General features: G+C 63.4%; 17 protein-coding genes. 10 read left to right on the plus strand and 7 right to left on the minus strand.

Annotation, left to right across the window (positions count from 1 at the left end):
- Positions 1 to 54 precede the first annotated feature (54 nt).
- The 4 genes from V6M90_RS25870 to V6M90_RS25885 all read left to right on the plus strand — a co-directional run bounded on the left by V6M90_RS25870 (position 55) and on the right by V6M90_RS25885 (position 5,178).
- Positions 55 to 981, plus strand: coding sequence for a LysR family transcriptional regulator (locus V6M90_RS25870; protein ID WP_003170858.1), 927 nt, complete (start codon positions 55 to 57; stop codon positions 979 to 981).
- Between the two features lie 145 nt (positions 982 to 1,126).
- Positions 1,127 to 2,662: an MFS transporter gene (locus V6M90_RS25875; protein ID WP_332847328.1), complete on the plus strand. Its 1,536-nt coding sequence runs from the start codon at positions 1,127 to 1,129 to the stop codon at positions 2,660 to 2,662.
- A gap of 15 nt (positions 2,663 to 2,677) precedes the next feature.
- Positions 2,678 to 3,736, plus strand: a complete 1,059-nt coding sequence (locus tag V6M90_RS25880; protein WP_141064925.1) for an HlyD family secretion protein — start codon at positions 2,678 to 2,680, stop codon at positions 3,734 to 3,736.
- Positions 3,733 to 5,178 carry an efflux transporter outer membrane subunit gene (locus tag V6M90_RS25885; RefSeq protein ID WP_332847329.1) on the plus strand — a complete coding sequence of 482 codons (1,446 nt, stop codon included), beginning with the start codon at positions 3,733 to 3,735 and terminating at the stop codon, positions 5,176 to 5,178. Before V6M90_RS25880 ends, V6M90_RS25885 begins: the two co-directional genes overlap by 4 nt.
- Positions 5,179 to 5,237: 59 nt before the next feature.
- Here V6M90_RS25885 and V6M90_RS25890 read toward each other — a convergent pair whose 3' ends face one another.
- From V6M90_RS25890 to V6M90_RS25910, 5 genes are all read right to left on the minus strand, one after another.
- Positions 5,238 to 5,561, minus strand: a complete 324-nt coding sequence (locus V6M90_RS25890; protein WP_332847330.1) for a hypothetical protein — start codon at positions 5,559 to 5,561, stop codon at positions 5,238 to 5,240.
- A gap of 166 nt (positions 5,562 to 5,727) precedes the next feature.
- The gene (locus tag V6M90_RS25895) at positions 5,728 to 5,868 is read right to left on the minus strand and encodes a hypothetical protein (protein ID WP_332847369.1); all 141 of its coding nucleotides are present in this window, start codon (positions 5,866 to 5,868) and stop codon (positions 5,728 to 5,730) included.
- Positions 5,865 to 6,560, minus strand: coding sequence for a hypothetical protein (locus V6M90_RS25900; RefSeq protein ID WP_332847331.1), 696 nt, complete (start codon positions 6,558 to 6,560; stop codon positions 5,865 to 5,867). The genes V6M90_RS25895 and V6M90_RS25900 overlap by 4 nt, the downstream gene beginning before the upstream one ends.
- Positions 6,561 to 6,640: 80 nt before the next feature.
- The gene (locus V6M90_RS25905; RefSeq protein ID WP_332847332.1) at positions 6,641 to 7,345 is read right to left on the minus strand and encodes a DUF3142 domain-containing protein; all 705 of its coding nucleotides are present in this window, start codon (positions 7,343 to 7,345) and stop codon (positions 6,641 to 6,643) included.
- Positions 7,342 to 9,501 (minus strand): outer membrane assembly lipoprotein YfiO, encoded by a 2,160-nt coding sequence (locus tag V6M90_RS25910; protein ID WP_332847333.1) that lies wholly within the window; start codon positions 9,499 to 9,501, stop codon positions 7,342 to 7,344. Before V6M90_RS25910 ends, V6M90_RS25905 begins: the two co-directional genes overlap by 4 nt.
- A gap of 205 nt (positions 9,502 to 9,706) precedes the next feature.
- Here V6M90_RS25910 and V6M90_RS25915 point away from each other — a divergent pair, with 205 nt between their 5' ends.
- From V6M90_RS25915 to V6M90_RS25930, 4 genes are read left to right on the plus strand one after another with little or no spacing between them, the layout of a single operon-like run.
- Positions 9,707 to 10,438 (plus strand): efflux RND transporter periplasmic adaptor subunit, encoded by a 732-nt coding sequence (locus V6M90_RS25915; RefSeq protein ID WP_254854386.1) that lies wholly within the window; start codon positions 9,707 to 9,709, stop codon positions 10,436 to 10,438.
- On the plus strand, positions 10,435 to 11,754 hold the full coding sequence (locus V6M90_RS25920; protein WP_332847334.1) for an efflux RND transporter periplasmic adaptor subunit: 1,320 nt from the start codon (positions 10,435 to 10,437) through the stop codon (positions 11,752 to 11,754). The genes V6M90_RS25915 and V6M90_RS25920 overlap by 4 nt, the downstream gene beginning before the upstream one ends.
- A complete protein-coding gene (locus V6M90_RS25925; protein ID WP_332847335.1) occupies positions 11,754 to 13,850 on the plus strand; it encodes a site-2 protease family protein in 2,097 nt (698 codons plus the stop codon). Before V6M90_RS25920 ends, V6M90_RS25925 begins: the two co-directional genes overlap by 1 nt.
- A gap of 13 nt (positions 13,851 to 13,863) precedes the next feature.
- Complete coding sequence (locus tag V6M90_RS25930) at positions 13,864 to 14,379, plus strand: GNAT family N-acetyltransferase (RefSeq protein ID WP_332847336.1); 516 nt, start codon at positions 13,864 to 13,866, stop codon at positions 14,377 to 14,379.
- On the opposite strand, the gene V6M90_RS25935 is transcribed toward V6M90_RS25930, so the two are convergent.
- Both V6M90_RS25935 and V6M90_RS25940 read right to left on the minus strand, forming a co-directional pair.
- On the minus strand, positions 14,355 to 14,663 hold the full coding sequence (locus V6M90_RS25935; RefSeq protein WP_078822808.1) for a hypothetical protein: 309 nt from the start codon (positions 14,661 to 14,663) through the stop codon (positions 14,355 to 14,357). The genes V6M90_RS25930 and V6M90_RS25935 overlap by 25 nt on opposite strands.
- Positions 14,664 to 14,719: 56 nt before the next feature.
- Positions 14,720 to 15,307, minus strand: a complete 588-nt coding sequence (locus tag V6M90_RS25940) for a phage tail protein (RefSeq protein WP_141064918.1) — start codon at positions 15,305 to 15,307, stop codon at positions 14,720 to 14,722.
- A gap of 199 nt (positions 15,308 to 15,506) precedes the next feature.
- On the opposite strand from V6M90_RS25940, the gene V6M90_RS25945 reads away from it, so the two are divergent.
- On the plus strand, positions 15,507 to 17,108 hold the full coding sequence (locus tag V6M90_RS25945) for a glycosyltransferase family 39 protein (RefSeq protein WP_408637337.1): 1,602 nt from the start codon (positions 15,507 to 15,509) through the stop codon (positions 17,106 to 17,108).
- Between the two features lie 117 nt (positions 17,109 to 17,225).
- Complete coding sequence (locus V6M90_RS25950) at positions 17,226 to 18,059, plus strand: sulfotransferase family protein (protein WP_332847338.1); 834 nt, start codon at positions 17,226 to 17,228, stop codon at positions 18,057 to 18,059.
- Positions 18,060 to 18,110: the final 51 nt, after the last annotated feature.

Raw genomic sequence — 18,110 nt, forward strand, 5'->3', positions numbered from 1 at the left:
TACACCTGCTACGATTGCATCCCGCTCACTCCCCCACGATCACGAGTGCTTGGCATGCAACTACCGGACATGAACCTGCTGGTCGCCCTCGACGCCTTGCTCGACGAGGGCAGTGTGGTCGGCGCCGCGCGGCGGATGAACCTCAGCCCGGCGGCCATGAGCCGCACCCTCACGCGTATTCGTGAAGCGGTGGGCGACCCGATCCTGGTGCGGGCTGGGCGGGGGCTGGTACCCACGCCCAAGGCCCTGGAGTTGCAAGGCCAGGTGCGCAACGTGGTGGAACAGGCCGCCTTGCTGTTTCGTTCGGCCGACCAAGTAGACCTGAGCACCCTGCGCCGCCGCTTCAGCGTGCGCGCCAACGACTTTTTTATCGGCGTGTATGGCGGCCGCCTGTTCGACACCATGGAGCGCATGGCCCCGCTGTGCGAGCTGTGCTTCGTGCCCGAAGGCGACACCGATGACGAAGCGCTGCGCGAGGGGCGGCTGGATTTACGTGTGAGCAACACCCAGCCGGCGAGCCCGGAGGTCAAGGTGCAGACCCTGTTCTCCACCACTTTTGTCGGCCTGGCGCGGCAGGACCACCCCTTGTTCGACGAAGACATCACCGCCGCCCGTTTCGCCAGCTATTCCCATATCAGCATCTCGCGGCGCGGCATCGCCCGTGGGCCGATCGACACCGCACTGAACGCCCTAGGCCTGGAACGGCGCGTGGCGATGATCGCCCCAGGTTTCCACGGAGCAATGTTCATGCTGCCCGACTCCGATCTGATCCTGCCGGTGCCCAAGGAGGCGCTCTACAGCGCCAACCGCCTGAAGCTGCCCCTGCGTGCCTTTGCGCTGCCGATCCCGTTGCCGACCCTGGTACTCGCCCAATCCTGGCACCCACGCTTCGACAAAGACCCGGCCCACAAATGGCTGCGCGAGACGATGCGCGAAAGTTGCCATGCCACTTGGCTCGAAGCCCAACCGCCAAACGTCTGAATGCACACGGACCCAATGTGGGAGGGGATTTGTTGCGGATTCAGGATTGCGCTTGGCGCAATTATAAGATACCGATAAGTAACTTTTTGTCATGCTTGTGCCTGAATAAACTGCTCGGGTATTTCTAATCCCGAGTTACCTGTTCATGACTTCCCTCGCTGCCCCCATCCTTGCGGCCGCAGCCAAACCCGCCGCCATGACTGCGCCCGTGTTCGGCCCGCGCATCATCATTGGCCTGGTCGGTGTGTTGTTGGCGGTGCTGGTGTCCGGCCTCAACGAGATGGTCACCAAGGTGGCCCTCGCCGACATTCGTGGTGCGCTGTACATCGGTTTTGACGAAGGCACCTGGCTGGTCGCGGTCTATACCGCCACGTCTGTCGCTGCCATGGCGTTTGCGCCCTGGTGTGCGGTGACGTTTTCCCTGCGCCGCTTCACCCTGTGCGCCATTGGCCTGTTCACCGTGCTGGGCATCCTGTGCCCGTTCGCGCCGAACTACCAAAGCCTGTTGCTGCTGCGCACCGTGCAAGGCTTGGCAGGTGGCGCGTTGCCGCCGATGTTGATGACCGTAGCCCTGCGTTTCCTGCCGGCCAACGTCAAGCTGTACGGCCTGGCCGGCTACGCGCTGACCGCCACCTTCGGCCCAAGCCTGGGCACCCCATTGGCGGCGCTGTGGACCGAGTACGTCGGTTGGCAATGGGCGTTCTGGCAAATCGTGGCGCCATGCCTGCTGGCGCTGGCCGCCGTGGCCTACGGCTTGCCGCAAGATCCGCTGCGCCTGGAGCGCTTCAGGCAGTTCAACTGGCGCGGCCTGCTGTTGGGCTTTCCGGCGATCTGCATGCTGGTGATCGGCATTCTGCAAGGCAATCGGCTGGACTGGTTCGAGTCAGGCCTGATCACCTTTTTACTCAGTGGCGGCAGCCTGCTGTTGGTGCTGTTCATGCTCAATGAGTGGTCTCAGCCGATACCGTTCTTCAACTTGCAGATGCTCGGCCTGCGCAACCTGTCGTTTGCCTTGATCGTGCTGGCGGGTGTGCTGATGGTGCTGACCTCGGTGATCATCATCCCGTCGAGTTTTCTCGCCCAGGTCCAAGGTTATCGTCCTCTGCAAACCGCGCCGGTGATGTTGCTGATGGCGCTGCCGCAGTTGATCGCGCTGCCGCTGGTGGCAGCGTTGTGCAACCTGCGCTGGGTCGATTGCCGCTGGGTGCTGGGCATCGGCTTGAGCATGCTGGCGCTGTGCTGCGTCGGCAGTGCGCACCTGACCTCGGCGTGGATTCGCGACGACTTTTACGGCCTGTACCTGCTGCAAATCTTCGGGCAACCCATGGCCGTGTTGCCGCTGCTGATGCTCTCCACCGGCAGTATCCAACCCACCGATGGGCCGTTCGCCTCGGCCTGGTTCAACACCGTCAAAGGCCTGGCCGCCGTGGTCGCCACCGGCGTGCTGGATACGCTGACCACCCAGCGCCTGCACTTCCATTCGACCCTGCTGGTGGACCGCCTGGGCAATTCGCCCTTGGTCGATGGCGACGCGCCGGGCCTGGCCCATCGGCTGCACGTGCAGGCCGTGGTGCTCACCTCTTCGGACCTCTATTACGTGATGGGCGGTGTCGCCGTGGCGCTGATCCTGCTGATTTTCTGGATGCCCACGCGGATCTTTCCGCCTCGCGCACCGACCTAGCCCCAAGGACTTCTCATGAAACGCAAAGACAAAATGGCCGTCTCCGTCATCGCGGTATTTGCCGTCGGTGTGCTGGTGTACCTGGTTGCGCCGGGTCTGTTGGGCAACCAGCGCCAGAGCACCAACGATGCCTTCGTCGCCGCCGACTTCACCCTCGTCGCCCCGCGCGTGGCCGGGTTTATCAAGGACGTGCTGGTGGAGGACAACCAGCGGGTCAAGGCCGGGCAACTGCTGGCGCTGATCGACGACCGTGATTTTCGCGCCGCCGCCCAGGCCGCCGATGCCGACACACTGGTCGCCCAAGCCCAGCTCAAAAATGCCACCGCGACCCTGGAGCGCCAAAGCTCAGTCATCGCCCAGGCTCAAGCCACCGTCGCCGCAGACCGCGCCGAAGTGGCCTTCGCCGAACACGAACTGAACCGCTACAACCACCTCGCCGGTGTGGGCGCGGGCACAGTGCAAAATGCGCAACAAGCCAAGACCCGCATCGACCAGGCCACCGCGCGCCTGGCCAAGTCCACGGCGGTGCTGGCGGCCGAGCGCAAGCAAGTAGAAATCCTCACCGCCCAGCGCGATGCGGCCGAAGGTGGGCTCAAGCGTGCCCAGGCCGCACTGGAAATGGCCAGCTATCAACTGTCCTACACCCGCATCGTCGCGCCGGTGGACGGCATGGTGGGCGAACGTGCAGTGCGAGTGGGCGCCTACGTGACGCCGGGCAGCAAGATCCTCGCCGTGGTGCCGTTGGCCGAGGCCTATGTGGTGGCCAACTTCCAGGAAACCCAGCTTTCCCACATGCACGCCGGACAGTCGGTGCAGGTACGCGTCGACAGCCTCGACGGCGAATTGCTCAACGGCCACCTGCAAAGCCTGGCGCCCGCGACCGGGGTGACCTTCGCCGCAGTCAAACCCGACAACGCCACTGGCAACTTCACCAAGGTGGTGCAGCGTATTCCGGTGAAGATCGTGCTCGAACCCAACCAACCGCTGACCGAACGTTTGCGCGTGGGCATGTCGGTGGAAGCCAGCGTCGACACCCAACCGGTCGCGCACCCACGTGAGGTGGCCCAGCAATGAAACGAGTTGCCTGGCTCACCTTGAGCCTGATCAGCCTGAATGCCTGCACCGTAGGCCCGGATTTTCAGCGCCCGCAAACCCCACAGGTCACGCAATGGAGCGAGCCCCAAGGTCGCCAGGCCGACAGCCGGGCCGTCAGTGACCCGTTGCAGGAGCGCTGGTGGGATGTGTTCCACGACGAACAACTCTCGGCCCTCACACGCCGTGCCCTCACTGATAACCTCGACCTGAAACTGGCCAGCAGTCGCCTGGAGCAAAGCCGTGCCGTACGCCAGGTGACCACCGCCGAGCGTTATCCCGAGGTCAATGCCACGGGGGCTTACCAGCGCAAACGCAACAGCGGCAAAGGCTTGAGCGACCCCTCCGGCGAAAACGGCCGCGCCGCGTTCAATCAATGGGACATGGGCTTTTCGGCCGCCTGGGAGTTGGACTTCTGGGGCCGTGTAAAACGCGAAACCGAAGCCGCCGACGCCACCCTGCAAGTCGCCGAAAACGACCGCCGCGCCGTGCTGTTATCGGTGCTGGCCGAAACCGCCCAGGACTACATCCAACTGCGCGGGGTACAAAACACCCGCGCGGTCACCGAGCAAAACCTCGACGTCGCCCGCCACAGCCTCAGGCTTTCGCAACTGCGCCTGGCTGACGGCGTGGCGACGGATCTGGACGTGGCCGAAGCCGCTGCCCAGGTCGCCGCCATCGAGGCGCGCCTGCCCGATCTGCAACAACGCCAGGACCAGTTGATCAACGCCCTGAGCCTGCTGATGGGCGAGCCGCCGCAGGCCCTGCACGCGCAACTGTCCAAGGACGCCGCTGTGCCGCACGCCCCGCGCCAGGTCGCCATCGGCCTGCCGTCGCAACTTGCCGAACGCCGTCCGGACATCCGCCAGGCCGAAGCCCGCTTGCACGCAGCCACCGCCAGCATCGGCGTAGCCAAGGGCGATTTCTACCCGCGCATCACCTTGTCCGGCAATCTCGGTTCCCAGGCCATGCAACTGGCGGATTTCGGCTCATGGGGCTCGCGCGCGTTCGCCTTCGGCCCGCAATTGAGCCTGCCGCTGTTCAACGGCGGGCGCCTGAAAGGCATGTTGAATCTGCGTGAAGCCCAACAACAGGAAGCGGCCCTGGCCTACCAGCACACCGTGCTGCGCGCCTGGCATGAAATCGACGACCAACTGACCCGCTACAACGCCAGCCAACTGCGCCGCGACAGCCTCGCCGAAGCCGTGCGCCAGAACCAGATCGCCCTGGTCACCGCCCAACACCAGTACGTCGAAGGCGTGGCGGATTTCGTCAATGTGCTCACTGTACAAAGCGCATTGCTGGCGACGCAGGAGCAGTGGGTGGAGAGTTCTACCGGCGTGTCGTTGGCGATGGTGGGGTTGTATAAAGCACTGGGAGGGGGCTGGGAGTCGGTGTATCCATTGCAGGCGGCCAGGCACTGAGGTCCTGACGTCGAACGCGGTCAAACTGTGGGAGCGGGCTTGCTCGCGAAAGCGGTGGGTCAGCGCCCAATAGGCTGACTGACACTCCGCGATCGCGGCATAGGGAGTTCCACAGTTTTTAAAGGCTGAAAACTCACTTCGTTGAGCGACGTAAGCGTCAGCCGCAGCGCCTTCTCAAGGCAAGGCACTTCAGTCGCAGCCGCATGGGCGAAGGACTCGAGCAAATACTGAGTCATGGCTTTTGCCAGTTCACCACTTCCGGATTTAGAAGCTCCGTCGGTGATGACATAAAGCTGGGCGCCTGAATTGTGCGCCGAACCGCTGAAGTCGCGGTTTTCTGCCCGATGGGTTCCTTGCCGGCTCAGGTTCAGGTTCAGGATCAAACGGGTGTTCCGAAATCAATCAGCGCGGTGAGGCGCTTGTGAATCAAGGCCTCGCGATCAGGATCTTGGCGGTGCTTTGGGTCACGTCTTGAAACGCGGGCAGCTTGGGCAGCGCGGACAGTTGATCGCTTACGAAAAGACGTAGCGCTTTAGGTGCTCGTTTCACTTACTCCTGAGTGTATTCGTCGGTGATCAGCAGGACGGTTGTGCATCCGCCCACAAAGGCTACTTGCTGGCGCAGTTCGGCTCCCAGCGCCTCAGCGACCTCTTCAAGCATCTGCAGCATCATTTCGCGTGCGCAGTTCACAGGATCCACTCCCTCAGCATGGCGTCGGCGACTTTGGCTTCACGGGGGCCGCCTATGCGTATGGCATCAACCAGAGCCAGGAAATGGTAAAGAAGCTCGTCCTTTTTGACCGCTTCCGGCACGGTCTTGTACAAGGGGGTGATTTCCTGGCCTTTACTTTTGCCGTAGGCGTCTGGCCAGACGGGAATGAATTCGCCGCCACTGATGACTTTTCCCGCCAGGATAGGCGCAGCGAAGGCCGTTGGAATACCGCGCACGATGGGGCCTGGCTTTGCCGGGAAAATATAACGAATGCTGTAAGTGATGAGATCAAGTAGTGCTTTTTTTCTGACGAGGAGCGAACCGTCGGTATTGTCCGTAAAGACCAGGCCAATCTCGCGGCAACGGCTTAGAGATGAAGAAACCTCTGTTTTGCTCAGGCCCAGCGCCGATGCCAGGGCTCTTACAGAGTAGCTTTGCTGGTTGTCCTGCTCGATCGGCTCGTTATCGTCCCAGCCGCGCCAGTCTTCTAGATCAGCAAGCTTTACGGCCTGGATATCACCGTCACTGTCTAGCAATTGGTTGACGGTCGAAATGATCGAACCTTGCGAGTCTTGCATCACAGCGAACTCGCGCTTTTTCACCCGCTTTCCCCTGGCCTGCAGCTCCAGGCTTATGAGTTTGAACAAGATCAGCACGTCTTGACTTTTCATGAGTCTCCAAACCTGAGTGTCCTCTGTCCGCGGACAGAGGACACTTTTTTCGCATAGGTTCAACGCCGACGTCAAGAGCATCAAGGATTCTGCAAAAACACCACATACCCCCGAAACCACTCACTCCCCTTCAAATACCCCGGCTCGTGCCACTCTCCACCCTGAATCAAACCAATCTTGAACGGCAGCCCCAGCCGGTTCATCCGTGGCAGATACGCCGCGTAGTCCGGGATGCTGTGGCGCCCTTGATAGGTCTGCACCACCACTTCATCCACCACGCCCTTGAGCTGCGCGATGGCCGCGGGGTCGGCGTTGCTGCTCCAGTCCATCAGGCCGGTGATGCTCAGGCGTAGGTCGGCGGGCAGGCGTTGGCGCAGGTCACGCAGGAAGTCGGCGTAGTCGTGCAGGTATTGGGTGCGGGCGTCGAAGTCGATCTGGATGCCGACCACCGGGTTGCCCGCGTCGCGCCAGCGTTGTACCTGGCCGAGCAGTTGGGTGTAGACCGCTTCCGGCCAGTGCAGGGTATGGGCGCGGTACACCACCCAGACTTGGCCTTCGGTGAGGCGCGGCACGCTGATGCCCTGGGCGATCATCTGCACGCCACGCTGCGGCGCGCGGCGGGTGGAGTTGATCTGGCCCTGGAGGATATACAGGGTCTTGGCCTGTTTGAGCACCGGCTGGGGGGCAACGCCGCTCCACAGCCAGAAAGCGTCGTAGTCGCGGGCATCGACGGCGGCGAAGGCCGGGCTTGCCAGCAACAGCAAGCCCAGCCACAGGTGTCTCACCAGTAGTACTGCAGCGATTTGCCCCACTCGGTGTCGGCGAAGCCGGTCTTGAGCTGGCGGAACCAGGCCTTGCGCACGGCGGGCTCGACATCCTTGCCACCGCAGCTGTTGTAGCCTGCCGGTGCGTAGCAGTTGATGGCGCGGAACAGCGCATAGGCCTTGTCGTTCTTCGGCGCCTTGGCGTCGCCGATCACCTGTTTGTAACCGTCGAGGCGCGAGAAGGTTTCACCCTTGAACTGCGATGCGGTAGCACCCAGGCTGCCGGCGGCGCGAGCCTGCTCCAACGGCATGCCGTCCAGGCTGTTACGCAGGATGAATTCGCCCAGGCAGTTCAGGCCCTGAGGGTTCTTCGCGTCGTTTTGCAACGTGGCGGCGGTTTGCGCGATGGTCGGGCAGGCATAGCCGGATTCGGCTTTGTCGCCGTTCCACTGGAACAGCTTCAACGCCTGGCCGCCGCTGTAGACGTAGCCCAGGCTGGTGCCCAGTTTGTCTTCAGAGGCCTGGGCCGGCAGTTGTTTGAAGTCGTCGGCGAAGGTCGCGAACTGGCGGTGCAGCAGGTCTTTGTAGAGCAGCACGAACTGTGCGGTCTGGCGCTCCAGCGGGTCACTGGCCTGAGCAATCTGCTGGCGCAGCAGTTCAGGCCCGGCGATGTTGCGCAGCAGGATGTAACGCACTTGCTTGGCGCTGATCGGCGAGTCGCTGGCGAACACCTTGGCCAGCTGGCCGCTGCGCTCGTAGTTCATGGCCAGGGCCAGTTCCAGTTGATCGCGCTGCAAGGGCAGCTTGGCCAGTGGCAACAGCTGCAGCCACAGGGCTTGCGCGCCTTTCCAATCGTTTTTGGCTTCCATCGCCAAGGCGCGCAAGGTCTGTTGGCTGAAGGCGAAGTAGTCCAGGCTCGACGGCACGTCCTGCGGCAGGTACTTCAAGGCGCTGTCGGGTTGATGCTCGACGTACAGCGCGAAGGCCGCCTGCAGGTACTCGAACACCTCAGGCCTGTCGGCAAACGTGGCTTTTTGCGCGTCGAGGTCTTCGCGGGTCAAGGACGGCTTGGGGGCGGCGCGCATCGAGCGCAGGTCGGTCACCACTTGCATCATCGGGTTCTTGACGCTGCCGCCCCAGACCATCAGCAACTTGAGGTCGGCTTCTTCCACCAGCGCGTCCAGGGACACGTTGCGTTGGGCGTCGGTGGCTTCGGTCATTTGCCAGGCGAAGTCTTCGGAGAGCTTGTCGGAATCGTCCGCGAGCCAATGCACGCGGCGCAACAGGCCGCGGGCGGAGGTTGCATATTCACCCTGTGGATAAGCTTCCAGGTAGCTGAGGAAGCCTTTTTCGGCAGCGCTCAGAGCGGACTTATCCACATGATCGAGTTGCGGCATGTCGTATTGGTCGAATGCTTCGGCCTGCGCCTGGTTCAGCGAGGTGCGCGCGGTCATGTACTGCCCGGTCTCCTTCAGCCAGGGCAGTTCACTGCTGCTGACGGCGGCAAAACCACGCTCGGCGTCGCTGAAACGCCCGCTGTAGAAGTCGGCGGCGGCTTGTAGATAAGTGCCCAGCAGGCGGCCGTTGGACGATTCGATCGGCTCGGCGACCACCGGGCCGTCCCAGTTACAAGTGGTGAGCAACTGCACACGCGCGTTCGCCAGCAACTGGCGTTCCGCTGCGGGCATGTCGGCCTTGATCACCTGGCTGATAAACGCGGTGGCGCTGCTCTCGTCGTTGCTGCGGCAGCGGCTGCCTTCGCCCTCAAGGAAGGCCTCGCCAGCGGTTTTGGAGTCTTCGCGCGCGATGCCCAGCGAGCTCAGCAGGGGCTCGAGTTCGACGGTTGGCGCGTCGTCCGAGTCGGGTTCGGTCTCTGCGTTGGCGGCGCGGTTAAGGATATACACCGGAAACGGCACCGGGCCAAAACCCTGGGACAGGTCATCGTCGTTCAAGGCGTCGGGGGCCAACGGCGCGACTTTTTTGTCGGCCAGCAACAGGCGCAGGTTTACACGGCTGTCGTTGCCTGGACTGAGGAAGGGCTGGTTGCTGCAGGTATCGAGACGGTCGCGCGAAACCCGCCAGTCGGGGTAGCAGGTATCGTCGGAACTGGCCTGTGCCTGCAATGAAATAGCGGCCAGCAATGCCAGTGCCAGGGGTGACAGAAAACCGATGCGCATGACGTGTCCTTGATCCTGAGTCCATGGAGGGCGCCAATAATAGCCTGATCCGACAAAAAGCGAGGGTGAAGGCCTACACAAATCAAAGATTTGTCCGATTGGCCGCAGTGGCAATTTAATCTCGCTGACCTAGACTGCGTGCATGTCAGGGAGGAGCAAATGTATGAAGCTGTTGCATGGATGGGTATTGAGTTTCTCCTGCCTCATGAGCGTGGCCCCGATGGCGATGGCCGACGACCCGTTACTGGATCACTCGCCTGTGACCACCGCCACCACGGACAGCGAAGCACGGGGTGTGCTGCGTGCGCGTGACCAGGCGGTGCTGGCGAGCGAATTGTCCGGGCGCATCGTCGACCTGCCGTTCAGTGAAGGCGAGTCGTTCAAAAAGGGCGACACGCTGGCGCGTTTTGACTGTTCGGCCTATCAGGCTCAACTCAATGCCGCTTCGGCGGCCAATCGCGGCGCCGGTGAAGAGCTGGCCCACAATAAGCAACTGGCGGCGCTCAATTCGGTCGGCCGTTTTGAGGTGGCACGCGCCGAAGCCAAGCTGACCGAAACCCAGGCTCAATCCCAGGTCTACCAGGTGCAGGTCAAGCGTTGCAGCGTGCTTGCGCCGTTTGACGGCCAGGTGGTGCAGCGCAAGGTCCAACGCTATGAAAGCGTTTCGGCCGGCTCGCCGCTGCTGGAAATCGTCGACAACCGCAGCCTGGAAATCCACCTGCTGGTGCCGTCCCGCTGGATGAGCAAGCTCAAGCCCGGGCAGACGTTCAACTTCACCCCCGATGAAACCGGCCAAGCGTTCAGCGCCACGGTCAAACGCCTGGGCGCTCGCATTGATGAAGGCAGCCAGACGCTGTTGCTGGTGGCCACGGTGTCCAATGCCACCGGGCTGATGGCCGGCATGAGCGGCACGGCCCATTTTGCGCACCTGCAATGAACGCGCCGATGCCGGGACACTCCGAGCGGGTGTTCGCCCAGTTTCTTGACCTTGAGCGCCAGACCCGTGCCGCGCGCAGCACCGAACAATTGGCCTACAGCCTGGTCAACGACGGTCAGCCGCTGTTCGGTTACCGTCATGCGGCGCTGTTGATCGCCGGCAAGGTCAGGGCGGTGACCGCCGTGAGCAGCGTCGACCCGAACGCGCCGTTTGTGGCCTTTGTCGAACAGGCCGTGGCGCAATTACACAAGCAGTCGCTGGGGCAGACCGCCCGTGTGATCCCCAGCGAACAATTGAGCGCACAGGTGCAGGCCGACTGGCAGAGCCTGTCCGCCGGCCATGTGTTCTGGCTGCCGTTGATCGACCCCCAAGACCGTGTGTTCGGTGGTGTATGGCTGGCGCGGGATACCCCGTGGAACCCGGCCGAACAGGTGCTGCTGGCCCAACTGGGCGATACCTACAGCCATGCCTGGCATGCGCTGCAACCACGCCAGCCGTGGCGGTTGCGCCTGACCGGCAAGCGCCGCGCGCTGGTGGTAGTTGTGTTGTTGCTGTTGTTGCTGATTCCGGTGCGCCAGTCGGTGCTGGCGCCCGCCGAAGTGGTGCCGCTGGCCGGGCAAGTGGTGGCGGCGCCGTTGGATGGCGTGATTGCCGAATTTCTGGTCAAACCCAACCAGCCGGTCAAGGCCGGAGATCTGCTGCTGCGCTTCGAAAGCACCACCCTCACGGCCCAGGCCGACGTGGCCGCGCGCGCCCTGGGCGTGGCCGAAGCCGAACTCAAGGCCAACGCCCAGCGGGCCTTTGCCGACGCCGAGTCAAGTTCGCGCATTGACTTGCTGGCGGCGCGGGTCGAGCAAAAACGCGCCGAACGTGACTACGCCCGCGAGTTGCTCAAGCGCAGCGAAGTGCGCGCCGAGCGCGCCGGTATCGCAGTGTTTGCCGACGCCGAGCGCTGGACCGGCAAACCGGTGCAGACCGGCGAGCGCCTGCTGCAGATCGCCGACCCCGGCCAGGCGGAGCTGCGCATCGAACTGGCGGTGGGCGATGCGATTGCCCTGGCGCCGAACGCCCAGGTGGCGCTGTTTCTGGACAGCGACCCATTGCAACGCCACCTCGCCACTTTGCAACGCGCCGCCTACGAGGCCCAGCCCACGCCGGGCGGGCAATTGGCCTATCGCCTGGACGCACAGTTCGATGACGCGCCACCGCGCATCGGCCTGCGCGGCACCGCGAAGATCTTTGGCGAGCGCGCGCCACTTGCGCTGTACCTGTTGCGTCGACCGCTGGCGGGCCTGCGCCAGAGCGTGGGGCTTTGATGGGCCTGCCCAAATTGCGCGACGACCTGCAACTGTCCAGCGCCGGTGCCGCCCTGGACGGTTCGCCGCGCTGGACCCTGGCCGACCCGGTGCGCGGGCGCTATTTCAAACTCGGCGCCACGGCTATCCGGTTGCTGCGTCATTGGTCCCTGGGCGATGCGGACAAGGTCCTGCAGGCCGCCAACCGTGAACCGGGCTTGCCCCTGGGCGGCAGCGAAGTGGATGAGCTGTTGGGCTTTCTGCGCGCCCACGACCTGATCGCCGCCCTCGACCCCGAACAACGAGCCAGCTACCTGTATAAAGCCGCCGCCCAGAAGCAAACCCTGTGGCAAGTGCTGCTGCACCAATACCTGTTTTTTCGCATTCCGCTGTGGCGTCCGGACACTTTCCTCAACCGTGCCTGGCCATGGCTGGCGCGGTTCGGGCCGGGCCTGCTGCGCTACGGCTTGCCTGTCATCCTGGGCCTGGGCGTGTTTCTGGTCGCGCGGGACTGGCAGCGCTTCGTGGCGACCTTCCCGCACCTGTTCAGCCTGGGGGGCGCCCTGGCATTCGGCGTGGCGTTGTTCTTCGCCAAGCTGTGCCACGAATTTGGCCATGCGTTCATGGCCAAACGTGCCGGCTGCCGGGTGCAAAGCATGGGCATCGCGTTCATGGTGTTGCTGCCGATGTTCTACACCGATGTCAGCGACGCCTGGCGCGTGAATGACCGCCGCGCCCGGCTGCTGATCGGCGCCGGCGGCGTGATGGCGGAGTTGCTGCTCGCCTGCGTTGCGCTGCTGGCCTGGTCGCTGTTGCCCGACGGCCCTGCGCGCACGGCGGCGTTCATGTTGGCCAGCGCCACCTGGCTGACCACCCTGGCGATCAACCTCAACCCGTTCATGCGCTTTGATGGTTACTTTTTGATCAGCGACCTGTGGGGCGTGGATAACCTGCAAGGCCGTGCGTTCGCCCTGTGCCGCTGGCGCTTGCGCGAGCTGTTGTTCGGTTATGGCGAGCCGGCACCGGAGCCCTGGTCACCGACAATGCGCCGGCGCCTGTTGTGGTGGGGCTACCTGGCGTGGCTGTGGCGTGCGGCGCTGTTCCTGGGGATCGCATTGGCGGTGTATCACCTGTTTTTCAAACTGCTCGGGATCTTCCTGATGCTGGTGGAATTGGTCTGGTTCATCTTCCTGCCGGTGTTCAAGGAGTGGCGCCAATGGTGGAGTCGGCGCAGCCAGGCCCATACGCCCAGGGTCGTGCTCACCGGGCTTGGCGTGCTGCTGATGGTGCTGGCGCTGGTGCTGCCGTGGCGCAGCGCGGTGGAATTGCCGACGATGCTCGAAGCGGGCCGCGCCAGTGCGTTGCATGCGCCGGTGGCGGCGCGGGTCAAGGCGCTGAAGGTCGCGGATGGGCAGGTAGTGACCTCGGGTCAGGTGCTGGTCGAGCTGGAGTCCCCGGACCTGGATGCGCGGCAGGGCATCGTGCGCCGCGAAGTGGAGATCCTGCAGTTGCAGATGCGTCGCCAGGCCGGGCGCAGCGAAACGGCGGCGGACGCCGGCATCAATGACCGGCGTTTGTCCCAGGCCCTGGCTGAATACCGAGGCTTGGCCGCCCAGCGCGAGCGCCTGTTGTTGCGCGCGCCCCATGCCGGGACCGTGCGCGATGTGTTGCCGCAATTGAGTCCGGGCCGCTGGCTGTCGCCCAAGGACGCACTGGCGCGCGTGGTCGAGGACGGTGCGCGCCTGCGCGGTTACCTGGCGGAGGCCGAGTTGTGGCGCGTGTTGCCAGGGGCGACCGGGCGGTTTATTGCCGATGACCCGATGCACGCGGCGATTGCGGTGGAACTGACGGAGATCGATGCCAATGGCGTGGCGTATCTGGATCAGGAGGCGTTGACCTCCGATCACCACGGGCCTATCGCTGTGCGCCGCGATGAAAACCAGCGTCCGGCACCGGTCCAGGCGCAATACGGCGCGCGGTTCAAGAGTGTGCAACCGATCTCCACGCCCCATCAGCCATTGCGCGGCGTGGTGGTGTTGCAAGGTCGCAGCGAATCGGTGCTGGGCGTGGCCTGGCGCCGTGCGGCTGCGCTGGGGGTCAGGGAAAGCGGTTTTTGACAGGAGTAAGGCGATGTTGAACAAGGATGGCGCGTTGGCGCAGGGCCTGGTGGTGCGCCCGTCACGCAGCACCGATGGGCCGTTTTTGCAGGGCCTGTACCGCTCGGCGCGCGCTGATCTGCAATGGATCGATGGCGAGCAGGCGCTGGTGGAGGAGGTGATCGCCCAGCAGTTCCAGGTCCAGGAAGCGGGGCTGGACGCGCATTTTCCCGGTGCGCTGCATTATGTGGTCGAGAAACTGGGAACGCCTATCGGCGCACTGAGTGCCGACTTCGGGCCGAATGAGATCCGCGTGCTGTACCTGGCGTTTATCCCGGCCGCTCGCGGCCAGGGTTTTGGCCGCGTGGTGTTGCAAGGGGTGCAGCGGGCCGCGGCCCAGGTGGTATGCCCGGTAGCCACTGTGGTTTGGGCGAGTAACCCCCATGCGCGCCAGCATTACCTGGCGCTGGGGTTTCGGGTGGAGGAAGACACTGCCGCCGCGCAGCGGTTGGTGTGGTACCCGTCTCAGTTGAACACGATGCAAAAATAACCGCGTTCGGCGTCCCGGCCCATGGCGGGCTCGCGGGACACAAACACCTGTTCCAGGCACACGTCCGGCAGCGGCAGGCAGCATAGACCGTCGACGAAATCGGTAGGGCCGAGGCTGCTGAGCAATACGCTGAATGCCCCGCGTGGGCTGTGCGGCAAGGTCGCTTGGGGCGCCTCGCGTACACGTTCGATTTGAATCGGCAGCGCCGAGCCATCCGGCAGGTAAAGCAGGCTGCTGCCCGCCAGCAACGGGCGAAAATGTTCAGAGGTGACCAGGTTCAACATAAGCGTGGCTCCGCTTCAAAAGCGCCGAGGCACTTAAGCCTCGGCCAAGGATGACATCAGTCGCGTGACGGAAAGTATCCGCTCAGGGCAATGCTGAAGTTGATAACCAGAAAGGGATTCATGCTGCCCATGGGCTGGCCTTGGCCGGCGGGGTCAATGGTGCCGGTCAAGGTGGTGCTCACGCCTTTGAGCGGCACCGGGCTGGCGCCCTGTTGGTCTGAGTAGATGCTGGCGCTGCCCGGGCCAGTGCCGGAAGCACCGATAAACGAGTTAGTGGCGGTGGGTGTGTTGACCGGGTTGCTGGCGGCGTTGGTCAATTGCACCGAAGTGCTGGCGGTGAGTGCCGCGATCCCATGGGTGTGAGCGGGCAGGTTGGCCAGCGTGGCGGTGACGCTTTCGGTGCCGGCCACTTCGCCGATAACCCGCGGCGTCAAGCCAAGGCCACCACCTTGGCCGACAGGCAGGCGACCTTGCAGGTTGGGCAGCATGAACGTTGTTGATCCGTTGCCGCCGTAGGTGATGCCGATCAGGGCGAACAGCGTCTGGTACTGGCTGACGGAGAGGGTCTGGCCGGCGCACAAGGCCCAGTCCCGCGGGGCGAAATTAAACGCGAAGGGTTGGATAGTGCCGATGAATACTTCCATGGATCGTTCATCCTTGTAGAGGCTCTATAGGGGGTGACGACCCTCGAAGGGGCGTCATCGCAGAGCGTAGACGCAGCTTTGGCGCACTGCCCGGCGCTTTCGAAACAGTGGGCGAATCAGGGCTGTTTGGCCTACAGTGGCGCTGGTTTGTGCGCGTGCATGTTTTTCCCTGGAAACGGGCAGTGCTGAGGGGTTTGTGGTGCGAAGGTGGGTAGGACAGGACGAAAAGATCGGCGCCGTTGCCGCGCTCAACGATGTCTGGGCGGGTGCCGGCTGGCTCAGCCGTTTGTGGTGGTTGCCGATCCTCGGGCTGGCCATGGCCCTGCGTTTTTACGGGCTGACCACCGCGGCGATCTGGGGCGACGAAGGCTCGAGCCTGCTGCTCAGCGAGTACGCCCTGGACGACCTGTGGTTTCATGCCGCCCACGATGTTCACCCACCGCTGTATTTTTTCATGCTGCGCGGCTGGATCGAGCTGTTTGGCGATGGGATCTGGTCGATTCGCGGCATGAGCGCGCTGCCCGGCGTGGCTGTCGTGGGCCTCGGGGTGTGGCTCACCCGGCAGCTCTCATCGCGGCGCGCGGCCGTGCTGGCGGGTGTACTGCTGGCACTGTTGCCCACCGCAGTGCGCTACAGCCAGGAAGTGCGCATGTATGCCCTGCTCGGCGTGTGGCTGCTCGGTGCCACCCTGGCATTGGTGTACTGGGTGCGCCAACCGGAACGCGCACGCTACCTGGCTGCCTATGTGTTGCTGATGAGTGCCGGTTTCTACACCCACTACTTCACCGCCCTGTGCGTACTGGTGCACTGGGCCTGGCTGGGGCTGTTGAGCACGTCGCAACCGCCGGGCCAACGCCTGATCACGTGTCGCAGCTGGTGGCTGGCTAACGTCGCCATTGTGCTGCTTTACCTGCCCTGGCTGCCGAACCTGCTGGACCTGGTGCAGCACGTCGACCAACTCAAGGTCGGCGGCGATATTGGCTGGGAAGAACCGGTCAACCTGCTCTCCGTACCGTCGATGATCTGGCAGTTTGTGCTCCAGGACGAAGGCCTGGACCTTTGGCCGCCGCTGTTCTGGCTGTTCCCGCTGCTGTGTCTGGTGGTGGTGGGCACCGCCGCCTGGCGTGATCGCGAGCGTCATCGCCCGGCGGTGCTGTTGGCGCTGTTCTTGCTGCTGCCGCTGCTGCTGGTGTATGCGGTGTCGTTTATCTCGCCCGTGTTCATCGAGCGCTACCTCACCGTTTACGCCCTGGCGTTGCCGATGCTGGTGGCCGTGGCAATCGACCGTCTGCCGTCGCGCCTGGCGTGGCTCGGGGCCGCATTGTTCGTGCTGTTGGTCGGCGTGGAACTGGTGGGGCTGAAGAATAACTTTGCGGTGGATGAGCACGATCAGTTCAATGTGCCGGTGGAGTTCGTCAATCGCAATTACCAGGAAGACGACCGCATCGTCCTCAGCGACATGATGTGGTACCTCAGCTACGTGTATTACGACCAGACCGACGCGCAGCTGCAACTCTTCACCCCGCCCAAGCCCGATGGCACACCCACACGGCCGAACGCCTATGGCTTCGGCACCTTGGTGGACCAGGACGGCGGGCGCATTTACCTCGACCGTTTGTCGGCATTACCGGCCGACACCCGACGCGTCTGGCTGATCAGCAGCAACGACGGGCCGGACGAATTTGCGCCCTTGCCCGACGGCTGGCGCTTGATCAGCCAGCAAGACGGCGGCGGCGCGAGGGCGCGTCTCTATCTGCTGTGCCGCGGGCCAGACGCATCGCAGCGTGCGGGCTGCGACTAATATCCGTTTGGCATTAACGGCCTACCAAAATAGTGGCAAATAACCACTAGTTGAGACGTTAATCCTCAGCTACGCTTTCATCACAAATGGATTTTGTCCTACAAAAGTGGTGAAAGGATGCAGTATCACTTTATCTCCGGACTGCCGCGTTCCGGTTCTACCTTGCTCTCCGCGATTCTCCTGCAGAACCCGCGTTTTCACGCCGGCATGAGCAGCCCAGTGAGCCCCTTGTTCAATGGGGTGTTGGCGCAATGCAGCGCGGGCAGCGAGTTCGGCTCGGTGATCGACGCCGGCACCCGCCGCCGTCTGCTGCGCGGGTTGTTCGACGCCTATTACGCCGACAAGACCTCCACCCCCGTGGTGTTCGATACCAACCGCCAATGGTGCGCGCGCATGCCCGCGCTGCATGACCTGTTCCCCCAGGCCAAGGTGATCGCCTGTGTGCGCAACGTGGCCTGGGTGCTGGACAGCCTTGAACGCCTGTACCGCGCCAACCCGTTCGAGAACACCAAACTGTTCAACGACGATGACGAGCGCAACACCGTCTACAGCCGCTGCGAAACCCTGGCCCAGCGCAATCGCCTGGTGGGTTTTGCCTGGACCGCGCTCAAAGAGGCGTATTACGGCGAGAACGCCGAATCGCTGCTGGTTGTTGATTACGACTTGTTGAGCCAGGCCCCGGAGCGGGTGATGCGGCTGGTGTACGACTTTATCGGCGAGCCCTGGTTCGAACATGATTTCAACCACCTGACCTACGACGCGCCGCTGTTCGACCAGGCCCTGGGACTGGCTGGCCTGCACAAGGTCAAGCCCAAGGTCGCGCCACAGGCACGGCGAACGCTGTTGCCGCCGGACTTGTTTGAGAAGTATGCCTCGCTGTCGTTCTGGCGCGATGGGTCTGCCAGCGCGGCCAATGTCATTCGTATGAAAACCGACGCCGCAATCAGCTGATTGCGGCGTTTCCTTTGTTGCGTATTCAAGTCGTTCGAGTCCGGGTGATCA

Origin of the sequence: Pseudomonas lactucae, assembly GCF_036688725.1 — a bacterium.
GTDB lineage: Bacteria > Pseudomonadota > Gammaproteobacteria > Pseudomonadales > Pseudomonadaceae > Aquipseudomonas > Aquipseudomonas lactucae.